Below are 15,697 nucleotides of genomic sequence, written 5' to 3' on the forward strand. Positions count from 1 at the left end.
TAGAGAAGGATATGGAGTCTGTCGTCTCACAAAAATGCCGCTTACACGCGCTGCGACTTGTGCCGCTTCTGGCGCTGGTGAGTACGGTTGTGGCGTCACCCGCAATCGCACAGGGCCTTAATTTATCCGGCGCTGATCGGAACCGGCTGGATACGGTGCGCGCGGCAAGCAGGGTGATAGACGGACGCCTGTCAGAACAATATTCGGCCTCGGCCAGATTGCTACCCAAATCAGCATCGGCGTCGGCAGCGACTAGTATCCCGCGCTATAACGGTGCTTATAACGGTGCCTATCTGGAACTCGCGCGCGCCGCAGCGCGCCGCCACAACATTCCGGAAGATCTGTTCTTGCGGCTTGTACACCAAGAAAGTCGCTGGAACCCCGGTGCGATTTCGTCAAAAGGGGCGATCGGGCTGGCACAGCTTATGCCCGGAACAGCGCAGATGCTGCGTGTCGACCCGAATGATCCGCAACAGAACCTCGAGGGCGGAGCGCGCTATTTGCGCATGATGTTCGACAAATTTGGCGACTGGAGGCTGGCATTGGCAGCCTATAATGCCGGCCCCGGCAAGGTGGAGCAACATGGCGGCATTCCCCCTTATGCCGAAACGCGGGATTACGTGCGCATCATCCTTGGCGCGGGGTAATTTTCGGGCTTGCAGCGGCGCGCCCGTCTGAGCAGATTGGCGAAAATCCTTTTTATCCCGGAGTCGCCATGCCTGCCCTAGACCTTGATTTCGTGCGTGCCCAGTTTCCCGCTTTTGATCATCCCGACCTTCAGGGGCAGGTGTTTTTCGAGAATGCAGGCGGTTCTTACACCTGCAAGCCTGTCATCGACCGGCTGATCCGGTTCTACCATAGCCGCAAGGTGCAGCCCTATGGTGCCTACAAAGCGTCTCGTCTTGCCGGGGAAGAGATGGACGAGGCACGCAGCCGGTTATCGGCCATGATGGGGGTTGAGGTTGACGAGCTGAGCTTTGGGCCTTCAAGCACGGCCAATACCTATGTGCTGGCGCAAGCCTTTGGCGAGTGGTTGGCCCCCGGTGACGCGATTATCGTGACAGATCAGGACCATGAGGCGAATACCGGCCCGTGGCGCAGGCTTGCCGCGCGCGGGGTCGAGGTTCGGGAATGGACGATTGATCCGCAAAGCGGGCATCTGGACCCGGCTGCGCTGTGGAACTTGTTGGATGATAGGGTAAAACTGGTCTGCTTTCCGCATTGTTCCAATGTGGTGGGTGAGGTTAATCCGGTTGCTGAAATTTGTGCGCGCCTGCGCGATGCGGGTGTGTATTCCTGTGTTGACGGGGTTTCCTATGCGCCGCATGGGTTGCCAAATGTGGCGCAACTGGGCGCGGATATATATTTGTTCTCGGCCTACAAAACCTATGGCCCGCACCAAGGGTTGATGGTGATCCGGCGCGCATTGGGCGAGGTGCTGCCCAATCAGGCGCATTATTTCAACGCCGATGTGCTGTACAAGCGCTTCACCCCGGCGGGCCCGGACCATGCGCAAATTGCGGCCTGTGCCGGAATGGCAGACTATATTGACGCGCTGCATGCGCATCATTTCGGTGCCGCGCAGGGCGGTTCCGAAGCGGCACCACACCAGCGCTGCGCAGATATTCACGACCTCATGCGCGATCATGAAATCAGATTGCTGCAACCTTTGCTGGACCATCTTTCAGGCCGCAATGATATACGCTTGCTGGGACCAATGACAGCACAGGGCCGCGCGCCGACGGTTGCCTTGGGTCACGCGCGCCCGGCCGCAGATTTGGCGCAGGCCCTTGCCGACAAGGGAATTATGGCAGGCGGCGGCAGTTTCTATGCCGACCGCGCCCTTCGCGCACAAGGCATTGAGCCCGCGCATGGGGTGCTGCGCTTGTCTTTTGTGCATTATGCAACGCAAGACGACCTTGACCGCCTGTTAACAGCACTAGATGAGGTGTTGTAGAATAACATGGATACAGGTCACAGGTTTTGAGCGACACACGCCCCATTCTATTGTGGTTCCGGCGCGACTTGCGGCTGAGCGATCATCCTGCCTTGAGTGCTGCGGCGCACAGCGGTCGTGCGGTTATTCCCGTGTTCGTGCATGACGAAATCACCCAGCGGCTTGGCGCTGCGCCGAAATGGCGACTTGGGCTGGGAGTTGAGGCATTCGCCGAAAGCCTTGGCGAACTTGGCCTGAAGCTGATCCTGCGCAAGGGGGATGCGCTGGAGGAAATATCCAGACTTGTGGATGAGACAGGTGCCGCTTCGGTGTGGTGGATGCGCCAATATGACCCCGAACAGATCAAGCGCGACACCAAAGTGAAATCCGCCCTTCAAGGTGATGGGGTAGAGGCCAAGAGTTTTCCCGGCCATCTGATGTTCGAGCCTTGGGATGTACAGACCGGACAGGGCAAATTCTATCAGGTCTATACGCCGTTCTGGCGGGCCGTGCGCGCACGCGATGTCCCCGACAGGCTGAGTGCGCCGAACAAGGTTAAAGCGCCTGAGCAGTGGCCGGACAGCGATGATCTGGACGACTGGCGGATGGGGGATGCGATGAACCGCGGGGCCGAGGTCGTACGCCCTTATCTGCATGTTGGTGAGGCCGCCGCGCGACAGCGGCTGGCAATTTTCGCGCGCGACCGGATCGACAGCTATCACACCGACCGCGACCGGATGGACAGTGACGCGACATCCGGACTGTCTGAAAACCTGACATATGGCGAGATCAGCCCCTTGGCCCTTTGGGACGCTGGACAGAGGGCACTGGCCGATGGCAAGGCCGGGGCCGAAACCTTCCTGAAGGAAGTGGTGTGGCGTGAATTTGCGTATCATCTCGTGTATCATACGCCGCATATTACAAATGAAAGCTGGCGCGCAGGGTGGGAGAGTTTCCCTTGGCGCGCCGAGTCCGAGGAGACAATGCGCTGGAAGCAGGGCCGCACGGGTATACAGATTGTCGATGCCGCGATGCGTGAATTGTATGTGACAGGACGGATGCACAACCGCGCGCGGATGCTGGTTGGATCTTACCTGACCAAGCACATGATGACACATTGGCGCGTCGGGCAGGATTGGTTTGCCGAATGCCTTGTCGATTGGGACCCGGCGGCCAATGCGATGGGCTGGCAATGGGTTGCCGGGTCTGGCCCGGATGCGTCGCCCTATTTTCGGATATTCAACCCGGACACGCAGGCCGAAAAATTCGACCCCAAGCGTGCATACCGGACACGCTGGGTGGCCGAGCTTTCCCAATCGCCCCCAGAAACGGCGATGGCATTTTTTGATGCTTGTCCACGTTCGTGGAACTTGCGCCCCGATGCGCGCTATCCTGAACCGGTGGTCGACCTGACCGCAGGCCGGAACAGGGCGTTATCGGCATATGAACAAAGAAAAACAGCCTGAAACGGCGTATACAGGGACATCAGTGCAGATGAATGACATGGCACCAGCATTGCAATCAAAGCAGCCGATTCTGACCACGCTTGATGGGCAGCAGGACTTGCCGCGCTATTTCAAACAGGCCTATACGCGGGCGACTTTGCTGAATAAAGGGCGACTTGACGTTGTCATGCCTGATGGCCGGAAATTCCGTGTTGATGGCACTGCACCGGGCTATGTTGCCGAGCTGCATGTCCGCGACCCCGACCTTTTCGGGCGACTGATCAGAGAAGGCGATGTCGGGTTTGCTGAATCCTATATGGAAGGGGGGTGGTCCACCCCAAACCTGCAAGCCTTCATGGACCTGATCAATGATGACAACCCCGCGCTCTATGATGAGGCGGTGGGAATGCGCATCATGCGTCTTGTCGAACGCGCACGTCATTGGCTGCGTTCCAACTCCAAGACGCAGGCGCGCAAAAATATTTCTTACCATTATGATCTGGGCAATGAGTTCTACGGGCTGTGGCTGGATGACAGCATGACCTATTCATCGGCCATTTTCAGCACCGGACAGGAGAGTCTGGAAGCCGCGCAAGAGGCCAAATATTGCGCGATGGTAGACCGGATGGGGGTGAAGCCGGGCGATCATGTACTGGAAATTGGCTGTGGCTGGGGGGGCTTTGCCGAATATGCCGCTGCCAAGCGCGGGTTGAAAGTTACGGCGTTGACGATCAGTGCGGCACAGCGGGAATATGCGCTGGCGCGGATGGCAAGATCAGGACTGTCCGATCAGGTCGAAATCCGCATGCAGGATTATCGCGACACGGATGGCCATTTCGACGGGATCGCTTCGATCGAGATGTTCGAAGCTGTGGGCGAGAAATACTGGCCGCGTTACTTCAAATCTGTCTTTCAGCGTTTGAAACCGGGTGCGCGTGCAGCGATCCAGATCATCATGGTCCCTGATGAGAGATTTGCCTCTTATCGTAAACATGTTGATTTCATACAAAAATATATCTTTCCGGGTGGCATGTTGGGCGCGCCCAGTCCTGTGCGGGATGTCGCCGAAAAGCAAGGTTTGGAATTTGTCGCCACGCATGACTTTGGCCAAAGCTATAGCGAGACACTGCGCCGCTGGAACCAGAGTTTTCAGGCGCGTTGGCCCGAGATCGAGACCTTGGGTTATGATGCGCGGTTCAAACGTATGTGGGAGTTTTATCTGACATCCTGTGCAGGGGCTTTTCGCAGCGGGACATGTGATGTCACCCAGTTGGTATTGCAAAAACCTAACGCGTAATAAGCACCTATGACGCAAGGGCGGATTGCGCCCGCGGTTTTCGGCGGCTATTCTGTGGCGCATGTACAGATAAAGGTCCGCCATGCCCACGCTTACCAGATTGCTTGCATTCCTGTTGTTTGGCGGTGTGGCTTACTTTTTGGCGTCAAAGTATCAGGGCTTGAGCCCTGAATTTCCAGAATCGCAAACGACAAATCTTTTCTTCGCGGTGGTCGCGGCTTGCGTCGGTTGGACATTTGTAGGTCGGCGTATTACTTCAAATATACTTCGGTCGGTATTTGTTGTGCTGCAAGGGTATATCGCAACCTTTCTTTTGGCGCTTGCCATTGGCGGGCTGTATCAGATCTTCGCCAGAGGCTATCAGATGCGCTACCGCAGCTTTGGTGACGCTCTGGAGGGGAGCGCAAATCAAGGCTGGTCAATCTTGCAGCAGATCTCCACCGTGGATTTTGTGACGGTGATCCTTGGGAGTCTTGTTGCAATAAGCCTTTGCCTGTCTTTCTTCTTCCGGATTGCAGAAGCAAGACGCCTCTCCCAATGAGTCGCCCTGTTTTCCTGTTTGGACCGCTGTCGGATATTTCCGCATCACGAGAGATTATCGGCACAGGGTCAGTGGGGCAGAGCGTGGTTCTGAGTGATCATACGCTCTGCGTGACCGGGCCTGATGTCTTGCCCTGCCTTGTTGCCAGTCCCGGTGCGAACGTGTCGGGAATTGTTGTGTTTCCTGACCATGATAGTCTGCTGAAGCTAGAGAGGTTTCATAATCTGTTCGGGGCAATAGCAGGGCAGGTCGTCTTGCAGACTCACGGGCAGGAAAGCGTCGTTCAGAGTTTTTTCCTGCCTTCTGACAAGGCACCGCATGACGTGGAGGCAGCACCTGTCTGGACCCCGGAGCAGCGCCAGATCATGGGTATGGCCAGTCTTGAAGTTTTGCATCTGGTCGCCAACTACCCGCTGGACGCATTGAAAGCGCGCTGGCCTATGGGGCTGGCGCATGCTGCCTCACGCCGACGCGCCTGTGCCGAACCAGCGCCTGCGCTGCAACGCAATGCTTGGACACCGGAAGATGTGGCCCTTGCACAAGGCAAAAGGCCATATGCATGGTATTTTTCAGTCGCCGAGGATGACTTGCGGTTTCGCAAATTTGACGGCGAGTTCAGCGCGGAAGTGAAGCGTGCGGGCTTTGTCATGTGTGACGCGGTCACAGTGCTGCCCTACGATCCTACGCGCGACGTGGTGATGGTAATTGAACAGTTCCGGTATGGCCCTTGGTTGCGCGGTGCGCGCAACCCTTGGTTATTGGAACCCGTGGCAGGGCGGGTAGATCCGTTTGAAAGCCCGGAAGACTGCGCTTTGCGCGAAACACAGGAAGAAGCGCAGATTACATTGCAGAAAGACTGTCTTTTGCCGGTTGGCCATGTCTACCCCTCACCGGGGGCGATAACCGAGTTTCTGTATCAATATGTCGCCCTTGCGGAACTGCCCGCCGGGTCTGAAGGGGTTTCTGGTCTGGAAAGCGAAGCGGAAGACATTCGCAGCCATATCGTTTCCTTTGATGAATTGATGAACCTGATCCAGTCTGGCGAAGTGACAAACGGGCCGCTAGTGCAATCAGCCTATTGGCTGGCGCTGAACCGCGAGAGGTTGCGCGCGAATGCGCTGGTTCAGGGGCGCGGCTGACCCTTGCGCCACAAGGCCCATTGTTCGGGCGTATCAAGGTCCAGCACAGCGCGCAGGCCGGGCAGGGGGTGCAGACCGGTAGAATGACTGCCCAGCAGCGTTCTTGCACCCATATCGCCAACAAGGTTCTTCATTTCTGGAAATAATGCGCTTGGCAGAATAACCGGATGGCCGGGTTGCCCATCCACTGTGCTGGCGCGCATGGGCTGATTGGGCTGGCGCGCCTGCGCTGCAATCAAGTCGCGCATGTCATCTGCGGTAATGTCGGGCATGTCGGGCAAGGCGACCATGAGTGCCTCAGTGTTCTGTGCCAATGCCCAAGATGCACCTGCCCGCAAAGATGCGGCCAACCCTTCCGACGCGTCCTTGACGGGCAAAATGATCACGGGCAACCCCGAAAGTGCCTGCTGTCGTTCCACGTGCTCCGGGCGAAGGGCCACACCGACATATGGCGTGGCCTGCAAGGCCCTTTGCGTAACAAGCCGCAAGATTGGCTGGCCATCGACAGGCTGCAAAAGCTTGTCTGTCCCGCGCATCCGCCGCGAAGCGCCGGCGGCGGGCAGCAAGATTGCGCAGCGATCACTCACCGTTCGGGGATCAGGCCGCGCGGCGCGAACCGAAGCATCAGCAACAGCGCGATGCCCATTGTCAGCAGTCGCATATAGGCCGCAGACCCAAGCAGATGTTGCTTGAGGTCAGACCCGTCAGCCATGCCCGAAGTCACGATTTCCATGAACCAGCGCCCGGCGGGTTCGACCTGAACCCACAGAAACCAGATCACGAATGCCCCAAGAACTGCGCCCCAGTTGTTGCCAGACCCGCCAACAATCACCATCACCCAGATAAGGAAGGTGAAACGCAACGGCTCGTAGCTGCCCGGCGTCAACTGACCATCCATCGACACCATCATCGCACCTGCAAGGCCACAAACGGCAGACCCCAGCACGAAGATCATCAGGTGGCGGCGCGTGACATCCTTGCCCATTGCACGCGCAGAAATTTCGTTGTCGCGAATTGCGCGCATCATGCGGCCCCAGGGCGAATTCAGCGCGCGTTCAGCCAGCCAAATGAGTATGGCAAGCACGATCAGGAACAATGCGCTATATCCAAGACCAGATACGACCGAAGCCGTTTGCGACACGCTCCAGCCCAAGGTTTCTGCCAATGACTGAACCCAAGGCAGCGGCTGCAACTCGATTGGCCGCGCAACTGGCCGCTCAATTCCGGTGACATTGTTGACACCGCGCGCCAGCCAGCGTTCATGCTTGAGCACGGCAATCACGATTTCCGAAATACCCAAGGTCGCGATGGCCAGATAGTCTGAACGCAGGCCAAGGCTGACCTTGCCCACCAGCCAAGCCACCCCAGCGGCAAATACAGCGCCAACAGGCCAAGCCAGGATGACAGGCAGACCCGCGCCCCCCAAATACCCCTCAGACGCGGGGTTGACCGCTTGCACGGCCTGTTTTGCCGGGCCGAAGACGTAAGATGTCACCAAATAGCCGACAACCAGCACCGCAAAAATTGCCAGTCCACGCATCTTGCTGGGCGCCATACGTTTATAAACGACAACTGCCGCCAGAATGGTTGCGACGCCCAGCATCAGCCCCAGCATGATGCCAAGACCACCAGCCGACCAAGCCTCTGGGATCGGGGGCTGGGCGATCAGAACGACTGCAAGGCCGCCAACCGCAGTGAAACCCATGATCCCGACATTGAACAGGCCCGCATAGCCCCATTGCATATTCACACCCAGCGCCATGATTGCCGAAATCAGGCTCATGTTCAGGATGGTAACGGCAAGCTGGGGGCTTTGGAACATGGCGACCATTGCCAATACGGCAAACATGATAGCGAACAGGCCAAGATCGCGTGCGGTCAGGCTCATAGCACTTTCCCCTTGAAGATACCTGTCGGACGGAACAGCAAAACGATGACCAGAATAGCAAAGGTAACCGCGAACTTATAATCCACCGGAAGCAGTTGCATCATCGAGGTCGGCTCCAGCCCCTCGGGCATGAGATAGGTAAAGACGCGCCGCCAGGCGTAGGTGATGCCCATTTCCGCAAAAGCCACGACATAGGCCCCCACAATCGCTCCGATGGGAGAGCCGAGCCCCCCAAGAATGGCCGCTGCAAACATCGGCAACAGCAGTTGGAAATAGTTGAACGGTCTGAACCCCTTATCCAACCCGTAAAGCGTACCGGCAAGCACTAGCAGGATCGCCGTAATCGTCCATGTGATCATCACAACACGTTCCGGATTGATGCCCGACAACAAGGCCAGATCCTCGTTATCCGAATAGGCGCGCATTGATTTGCCCGAGCGGGTCCGATTGAGAAACCAGAACAAGGCCACCATGACGACCAGCGCCGTGATGATTGTCAGCGCTTGCGCGCTGCGCAGCGCCATGCCTTCGGCCAGCCCCGTGAAATCGCGGAATTCGCGCACTGTGAACAAGAAGCGGTTGCCATCTTCAAACCGTGTCTCTCCCACCCCCATGAACAGGCGGGTGATGCCATTGGTCACGAACATCACGCCCAGCGAGGCCATAACAAGGGTCAGTGGCTTGGCCTTGACCTTGCGGAAATACTTGTAAACCAGTTTATCGGCGGTCAACAAATACGCGATCATGACCAGTAGCCCGAAGGGAATGGCCAGCAATGCGGTTGGCAGACCAAAGGGTTCTGTGATGCCCTGCGCCTGCAAGAAGAAGGTGCCGCCAATCACGGCGGCGGTGCCCAGTGCCATTGTGTCGCCATGCGCAAAATGCGCAAAACGCAGGATTGAGAAGATCAGCGTGATCCCCAGCGCCCCAAGCGCAAGCTGGCTGCCATAGGCAAGGGCAGGGATCAGCATGAAATTGGACAGGCTGACCAACGCGTTTAGCGGTTCCATTGCCTTATCCCCCCAGAAAACTTTTGCGGACCTCGGGGTCGGCCAACAGGGCCTGTCCGGTGTCGGTGTATCGGTTTTCGCCCTGCACCAGAACATAGCCTTTATCGGCAATATTCAGGGCCTGGCGGGCGTTCTGTTCGACCATCAGAATGGAAATGCCAGTACGTGCGATCTCGATGATCCGGTCAAAAAGCTCATCCATCACAATCGGGCTTACACCTGCCGTCGGCTCATCCAGCATCAGAACGGAAGGCTTTGTCATTAACGCACGACCCACCGCGACTTGCTGACGCTGGCCGCCCGACAACTCGCCCGCGGCCTGCCGCCGCTTGTCGCGCAAGATCGGAAACAGCTCATAAACCTGTTCCATCGTGGCCTTGATGTCGTCGTGCCGAATGAACGCGCCCATCTCAAGGTTTTCTTCCACGCTCATGGAGGGAAAGATATTGCTCGTCTGAGGCACAAAGCCCATCCCCTTACGCACGCGGGCCTGCGGGGTCAGGGAGGTGATATCCTCGCCCTGTAGCCGCACGCTGCCTTCGCGCAGCTTCAACATACCAAATACGGCTTTCATGGCCGTCGATTTGCCAGCCCCATTCGGGCCGACAATCACGGCAATCTCGCCTTTTTCGACGGCAATCGTGCAGCTGTGCAGAATATCGGCGCCACCATAACCGCCAGTCATGCTGTCACCTATCAAGAAGGGCTGTGTCATGTCCTAGCCCTCTTCCGCAAGGCGGATCATATCCGAAATGTTGCGCATATTCTGTTCCATTTCACTTGCACTGAAGGCCGCGTCGCCGTCCAGCGCCAGAATGACATGGCGGCCATTGCCTTGCACGACAGCCGTGACCACGACATATTCGTCGTCGTAGTCAAACTCTGTCATCGTGATCATCATTCCACTGACCTGCGGGGTCTGAAAGCTGACGCGGTCCATTATATCGGGCGCCCGCTGCCCCTCCGCGGCGGCTTGCTGGATGAATTCCGCTTCAAGGCTGTCCATGATCGCATCCAGCGAAAGCGCCTCCAGAAGATCAGGCAGAGGCATGACCTCCAGCCAGAGCTGATCGCTTTCCAGAACCAGAGCATCCTCAAAACCAAAGCTCTCTGCACCCTGCCAGACTGTCCCGTCAGCGCAGAGTTCGAAATTCACGGGCAAAGGAATGCAAGGCTCTTGGGCGTCGGCGTGTGAAAGTGACAACCAGCCCGCTATTGCAAGCCCTGTGATCAGGGCCGTCGTTCGACTTGGGCTAGACATGCCCTTCCTCCTTCAAGACCTTGTTTTTCAGTCCTGTACCCAGATACGCTTCGATCACCTGCTCATTGGCCTTGATCTCGTCCAATGTTCCCTCTGCCAGCACCTTGCCTTCAGCCATACAGATCACCGGGTCGCAGATGCGGCCGATGAAATCCATGTCATGCTCGATGACAACAAATGTATAGCCCTGTTCCTTGTTCAGGCGCAGGATGGCGTCGGCAATCGTATTGAGCAATGTGCGGTTCACGCCTGCGCCAACCTCGTCCAAAAAGACGATCTTGGCATCGGTCATCATCGTGCGGCCCAGTTCCAGAAGCTTCTTCTGACCGCCGGAAATCTGGCCTGCCTTTTCATCTGCAATATGGTCGATGGTCAGGAATTCAAGCACTTCATTGGCGCGGGCACGGATGCGCGCCTCTTCCTCGCGCACGCGCGCGCCATGGAACCACGCTGACCACAGGTTTTCACCGGATTGACCGGGCGGCACCATCATAAGGTTCTCGCGCACGGTCATGGAATGAAATTCATGCGCGACCTGAAATGTGCGAAGCAAACCCTTGGAAAATAACGCGTGTGGGGCCAAGCCTGTAATATCTTCGCCCTCCATCAGCACTTGGCCTGATGTGGGTGGCAGCACACCTGCGATCACATTGAAAAGCGTCGTTTTGCCAGCGCCATTGGGACCGATCAGCCCTGTGATAGAGCCTTTCTCGATTTCCAGCGTCGCGCCGTCTACAGCATGGAATCCGCCAAAGTGCTTGTGCAAATTCTCGACACGGATCATGGCCATCGCCATCTACTCCCCTTTGCGGGATGCCTTTTGCGGCTATCTGTGGAAAAACGGCCCGAGGTGTTCCCCCTCGGGCCGCAGGATCCGATATCGGACCCGTTTCAGGATCAGTGGAACTGAACCGTTACATATTCGCCACCTTCGACGACATATTCACGGTAGCTGCCAGCAGCTTCGCCCGGACCGACCAACTCGACATTGGTGGCACCAACATAGTTGACTTCGCCACCATTCGCGAGAATCTCGAGGCCGCGCGCCAGATCACCGGGAAGGATTTCTTCGCCCGGCGCATTGGCCACATTCAGGATATTCGCGGCAATGCCTTCTGGCGTTGCTTCGCCTGCTGCCTGTGCTGCAAGCGCCAGAAGCGCTGCTGCATCATAGCTTTCGCGTGTGTAGCTGGACTGGCCCTGAACTCCGGCTTCTTCTGCCATCGCGTGGAAACGGTCTGCGCCTTCACCTTCGGCCCAAGGGATTGTTCCGATGGTGCCTTCCAGCGCCTCACCCACGGCGGAGATCATTTCGTCGCCATACATCCCGTCACCGATGAAGAAGTTTTCGAATGCACCCAGCTCATAGGCTGTGCGCAGCATCGAGCCACCACCATCGACATAGCCAAGGATCACCAACGCATCGCCACCGGCGGAGGCAAGCTGGCCGACTTCGGCAGAATAATCGCCGCGCGCTTCTTCATGCGCTACTTTTGACGTGATTGTGCCGCCCAATGCAAGGAAGGACTCTTCGAATGCATTGGCAAAACCTGCGCCGTAGTCATTGTTTGTGTAGGTCAGCGCAACGTCAGAGAAGCCGCGCTCCATGACGATGCCCGCCAGGATTTCGCCCTGACGCGCATCTGAAGGCGATGTGCGGAAGAACAGGCCATTCGACTCTGTCGTGGTGAATGCTGGCGATGTCGCCGAAGGCGAGATCATCGGGATACCGGCCGACATTGCGACGTTCTGAAGCACAGCCATGGTCACCCCAGAGCAGTCAGCGCCCATGATCGCCACAACCCCGTCAGATGAAATCATACGTTCTGCTGCGGCCTGCGCTGCGGAAGAGTCCACACAGGTCGAGTCGGCACGTACGGACGTGATTGTCTGGCCGCCAAGGAACATGCCGCTTTCATTGATTTCGTTCCACGCCATTTCGGCCCCATCGGCCATATATGGGGTGATCGATTCAATCGGCCCGGTGAATCCAAGCAGGACACCCATCTTGACCTCATCGGCCAGCGCCATGCCTGCCGAGAATGCCAGAGCCGTACTGGCAAGAAGAAGCTTTTTCATAAGAAATCTCCCATAGATTTGTTATCGTCCGAGTTGAATGTGAACCACGCAACTCCGGCGGTTTGGACCGCCTTGGTAAAATGCCTAGCATGGCGATTTACAGAGTGGAAGAATTTTCGGGCGGGTTTACCACGTCAATTATCTTCCGTTTCAGTGCAGGAAAGATGTTTCCCCTTGATTGTAACCCTCACTCCAGCTCGATTGTCCCGGGCGGTTTCGAGGTGCAGTCATAGAACACACGATTGATGCCGCGCACCTCGTTGATGATGCGTGTCGACGTTTCGCCTAAAAATTCATGCGTAAACGGGTAGTAATCTGCTGTCATTCCATCGACCGAAGTGACCGCGCGCAACGCGAGGGCGAAATCATAAGTCCGCCCATCCCCCATCACACCGACGGTGCGCATCGGCAGGATAGCCGCAAACGCCTGCCATATCTGGTCATACAGCCCATGGCGGCGGATCTGGTCAATATAAACAGCATCGGCGCGGCGCAGGATATCCAGCTTTTCGCGGGTGATTTCACCGGGGCAACGAATGGCAAGACCGGGGCCGGGGAAGGGGTGGCGGCCAATGAAACTGGCGGGCAGGCCAAGTTCCCGGCCCAGCGCGCGCACTTCGTCCTTGAACAATTCGCGCAGCGGCTCAACAAGTTTCAGGCCCATCTTTTCGGGCAGGCCGCCCACATTGTGGTGACTTTTGATTGTGACCGAAGGCCCACCAGAGAAACTGACCGATTCTATAACGTCCGGATAAAGCGTGCCTTGGGCCAGAAACTCTGCCCCCTGAATCTCATTGGCGTATTTCTGGAACACATCAATAAACAATCCACCAATTATCTTACGCTTTGTTTCCGGATCGGAAACACCCTCCAGCGCGCCAAGGAACAGATCGGATTCGTCCGCATGGATTAGCGGGATGTTATAATTGTCGCGGAACATGGTCACGACTTCTTCGGCCTCGTTCAGGCGTAACAGGCCGTGATCGACGAAAACGCACGTCAACTGATCGCCAATCGCTTCGTGAATCAGCACTGCTGCAACCGAACTGTCCACACCGCCCGAAAGCCCGCAAATCACCCGCTTGTCACCAACTTGCGCCCGGATCTTTGCAATCGCTTCTTCACGATAGGCACCCATTGTCCAGTCGCCCTGAAATCCGGCAAGTTTCAGGAAGTTTCCAAGCATACGGGCGCCATGCGGCGTATGATGCACTTCCGGGTGGAACTGAACTGCATAAAATTTGCGCGCCTCGTCTGCGATAATGGCGAAAGGCGCATTCGGTGATGTGGCAATCACATCAAAGCCCGGCGCCAGCGCGGTGACGCGGTCGCCATGGCTCATCCAGACCTGTTCGCGCCCGGCCTCGAACAGACCAGCGAAAATACCATCAGATCTGTGGCCGCTTGCGGGTTCGATATAGGCGCGACCGAATTCCGCATGATGGCCGGATTCAACCCGCCCGCCAAGCTGCGCCATCATGACCTGCTGCCCATAGCAGATGCCGAATAGCGGCACGCCCATTTCAAACAGGTATTGGGGCGCGCGCGGGCTGCCGTCTTGGGGTACCGAACCCGGCCCGCCTGACAGGATAACCGCCTTGGGCTGTCGCGCCCTGAGGAATGCTTCATCCACCTTCTGGAAGGGATGAATTTCGCAATAGACGTTCGACTCGCGCAGGCGGCGGGCTATCAGCTGCGTAACCTGAGAACCGAAATCAATGATAAGGCAGAAATCATGCTGTGTCATGGGCGTTCGCTTATGCCAAAGGTTGCACGCTATCAAGAGGTCACGGGGCGATAGACAGAATTTGCAGGTCCGCGACATTGGTGCCTGTGGCACCTGTAATCAGCAGATCACCCGAAAGGGACAGCGCGCGGTAGCTGTCATTCTGTGCCAGAAGCGCCTCCGGGTCACCGCCTGCGGCACTAATACGCGCGACCGTGCCGCCATCGACAATAGCGCCCGCCGCATCGGTTGGACCATCGCGCCCGTCTGTTCCAGCAGACAAGAAACGCCAGCCAGGCTTGCCTTGCAGCGCAAGCGCGATGCGCAGCGCAAGTTCCTGATTGCGCCCGCCACGCCCGCTGCCGCGCAGGATCACAGTTGTCTCGCCACCAAACAGCGCAAGCTGTTGCCCGCCTGTCCGGGCACAGACCACAATTTGCGCGGCGGCCTGCGCGACATCGCCGACCAACGCATCAGAGAAAATGCGCGCATCTGGTCGTGCCTCAAGCATCGCACTCAGCGATAAGCGATTCGATCCGATAAGCCGGTTTTGCGCCACCGGCAAAGCTGCGGCATTTTCCTTGCGGTTTAGCGCCTCTTGTGCTGCTTGCGGCAGATTGCCCCATAAGCCGTGCTGCTTAAGCATGGAAACAACTTCTGCGCGGGGCATTAGCGGGGCGACCGTGGGACCGGATGCAATTGCGCGCAGATCATCGCCGATCACATCAGACAGAATCAGGGCCGTGACCGGGGCAGGGGCCGCTTGTCGCAAAACACCACCCCCTTTGAGCCGCGAAAGATGCTGACGCACAGCGTTGATCCGCCCGATATCCAGCCCAGCGCCAAGCAGAAGGCGATTTACCTCTGCCTTCTCAGCCAGGGTTAACCCTTCTACAGGGGCAGGCAACAGCGCCGAACCGCCGCCGGATACCAGCACAAGCACCTTGTCCTTTTTGCCTGCCTGCGCCAGCAATTCTTCTGCCACCCCGGCGGCGCGCAGCCCATTCTCATCAGGTATGGGATGGCCTGAAGCGAGAACCTTGGCGCCTGGCACAGGGCGCGAATTCTCGTAATTTGTAACAACCAATGCAGATACTGGCCCGGGTAGGTGCGTCAGCGCGGCCTCGGTCATGGTGCAGGCGGCCTTGCCAAGCCCCAGCACAAACAGCTTACCCGTTTCCGGCAAGGAGATCGGGTTTTCCAAAAGGCTGGTCTGGACTGCCCTGGCTGGATCTGCGGCTTTTACACCAATACCGAACAGCGCTGTCATTTCTTCGCGCGAAAGCAACATTGGCGTCTCCGCTTGATCTGCATCGTTTTCGCAATTCGCAGAGAACCGCTGACAAGCCCGTTAGATATAACACCCTGTCCGCAT

15 protein-coding genes are annotated in these 15,697 nt (G+C 57.5%); 6 read left to right on the forward strand and 9 right to left on the reverse strand.

The features are described from left to right. The first annotated feature begins 11 nt into the window (after positions 1–11). From EV660_RS05635 to EV660_RS05660, 6 genes are all read left to right on the forward strand, one after another. Entirely contained in the window at positions 12–647 is a 636-nt protein-coding gene (locus EV660_RS05635) for a lytic transglycosylase domain-containing protein (RefSeq protein ID WP_071480765.1), read from the forward strand. Between the two features lie 68 nt (positions 648–715). Then, complete coding sequence (locus EV660_RS05640) at positions 716–1,957, forward strand: aminotransferase class V-fold PLP-dependent enzyme (protein WP_071480766.1); 1,242 nt, start codon at positions 716–718, stop codon at positions 1,955–1,957. Between the two features lie 26 nt (positions 1,958–1,983). Then, a complete protein-coding gene (locus EV660_RS05645) occupies positions 1,984–3,402 on the forward strand; it encodes a cryptochrome/photolyase family protein (protein ID WP_071480767.1) in 1,419 nt (472 codons plus the stop codon). Positions 3,403–3,439: 37 nt separating this feature from the next. Then, positions 3,440–4,678, forward strand: coding sequence for an SAM-dependent methyltransferase (locus EV660_RS05650; RefSeq protein ID WP_071482117.1), 1,239 nt, complete (start codon positions 3,440–3,442; stop codon positions 4,676–4,678). 82 nt (positions 4,679–4,760) lie between these two features. Beyond that, a complete protein-coding gene (locus EV660_RS05655) occupies positions 4,761–5,219 on the forward strand; it encodes a TrgA family protein (protein ID WP_071480768.1) in 459 nt (152 codons plus the stop codon). Then, positions 5,216–6,358: an NUDIX domain-containing protein gene (locus tag EV660_RS05660; RefSeq protein WP_071480769.1), complete on the forward strand. Its 1,143-nt coding sequence runs from the start codon at positions 5,216–5,218 to the stop codon at positions 6,356–6,358. Before EV660_RS05655 ends, EV660_RS05660 begins: the two co-directional genes overlap by 4 nt. Here EV660_RS05660 and EV660_RS05665 read toward each other — a convergent pair. The 9 genes from EV660_RS05665 to EV660_RS05705 form a co-directional block, all read right to left on the reverse strand. Next, the gene (locus EV660_RS05665; RefSeq protein WP_269148139.1) at positions 6,343–6,945 is read right to left on the reverse strand and encodes a nucleotidyltransferase family protein; all 603 of its coding nucleotides are present in this window, start codon (positions 6,943–6,945) and stop codon (positions 6,343–6,345) included. The genes EV660_RS05660 and EV660_RS05665 overlap by 16 nt on opposite strands. Beyond that, positions 6,942–8,246: a branched-chain amino acid ABC transporter permease gene (locus EV660_RS05670; RefSeq protein ID WP_071480770.1), complete on the reverse strand. Its 1,305-nt coding sequence runs from the start codon at positions 8,244–8,246 to the stop codon at positions 6,942–6,944. The genes EV660_RS05665 and EV660_RS05670 overlap by 4 nt, the downstream gene beginning before the upstream one ends. After that, the gene (locus EV660_RS05675) at positions 8,243–9,256 is read right to left on the reverse strand and encodes a branched-chain amino acid ABC transporter permease (RefSeq protein WP_071480771.1); all 1,014 of its coding nucleotides are present in this window, start codon (positions 9,254–9,256) and stop codon (positions 8,243–8,245) included. Before EV660_RS05675 ends, EV660_RS05670 begins: the two co-directional genes overlap by 4 nt. Positions 9,257–9,260: 4 nt before the next feature. After that, on the reverse strand, positions 9,261–9,971 hold the full coding sequence (locus EV660_RS05680; protein ID WP_071480772.1) for an ABC transporter ATP-binding protein: 711 nt from the start codon (positions 9,969–9,971) through the stop codon (positions 9,261–9,263). 3 nt (positions 9,972–9,974) lie between these two features. Next, entirely contained in the window at positions 9,975–10,517 is a 543-nt protein-coding gene (locus tag EV660_RS05685) for a hypothetical protein (protein ID WP_134013904.1), read from the reverse strand. Then, a complete protein-coding gene (locus EV660_RS05690; protein WP_071482119.1) occupies positions 10,510–11,301 on the reverse strand; it encodes an ABC transporter ATP-binding protein in 792 nt (263 codons plus the stop codon). Before EV660_RS05690 ends, EV660_RS05685 begins: the two co-directional genes overlap by 8 nt. Positions 11,302–11,414: 113 nt before the next feature. Next, positions 11,415–12,596, reverse strand: coding sequence for an ABC transporter substrate-binding protein (locus EV660_RS05695; RefSeq protein ID WP_071480774.1), 1,182 nt, complete (start codon positions 12,594–12,596; stop codon positions 11,415–11,417). A gap of 187 nt (positions 12,597–12,783) precedes the next feature. Next, on the reverse strand, positions 12,784–14,343 hold the full coding sequence (guaA, locus tag EV660_RS05700; RefSeq protein ID WP_071480775.1) for a glutamine-hydrolyzing GMP synthase: 1,560 nt from the start codon (positions 14,341–14,343) through the stop codon (positions 12,784–12,786). A gap of 40 nt (positions 14,344–14,383) precedes the next feature. Next, entirely contained in the window at positions 14,384–15,613 is a 1,230-nt protein-coding gene (locus tag EV660_RS05705) for a glycerate kinase type-2 family protein (RefSeq protein ID WP_071480776.1), read from the reverse strand. Positions 15,614–15,697: the final 84 nt, after the last annotated feature.

The sequence above is a fragment of the Roseinatronobacter bogoriensis DSM 18756 genome (assembly GCF_004366635.1).
Lineage (GTDB): Bacteria > Pseudomonadota > Alphaproteobacteria > Rhodobacterales > Rhodobacteraceae > Roseinatronobacter > Roseinatronobacter bogoriensis.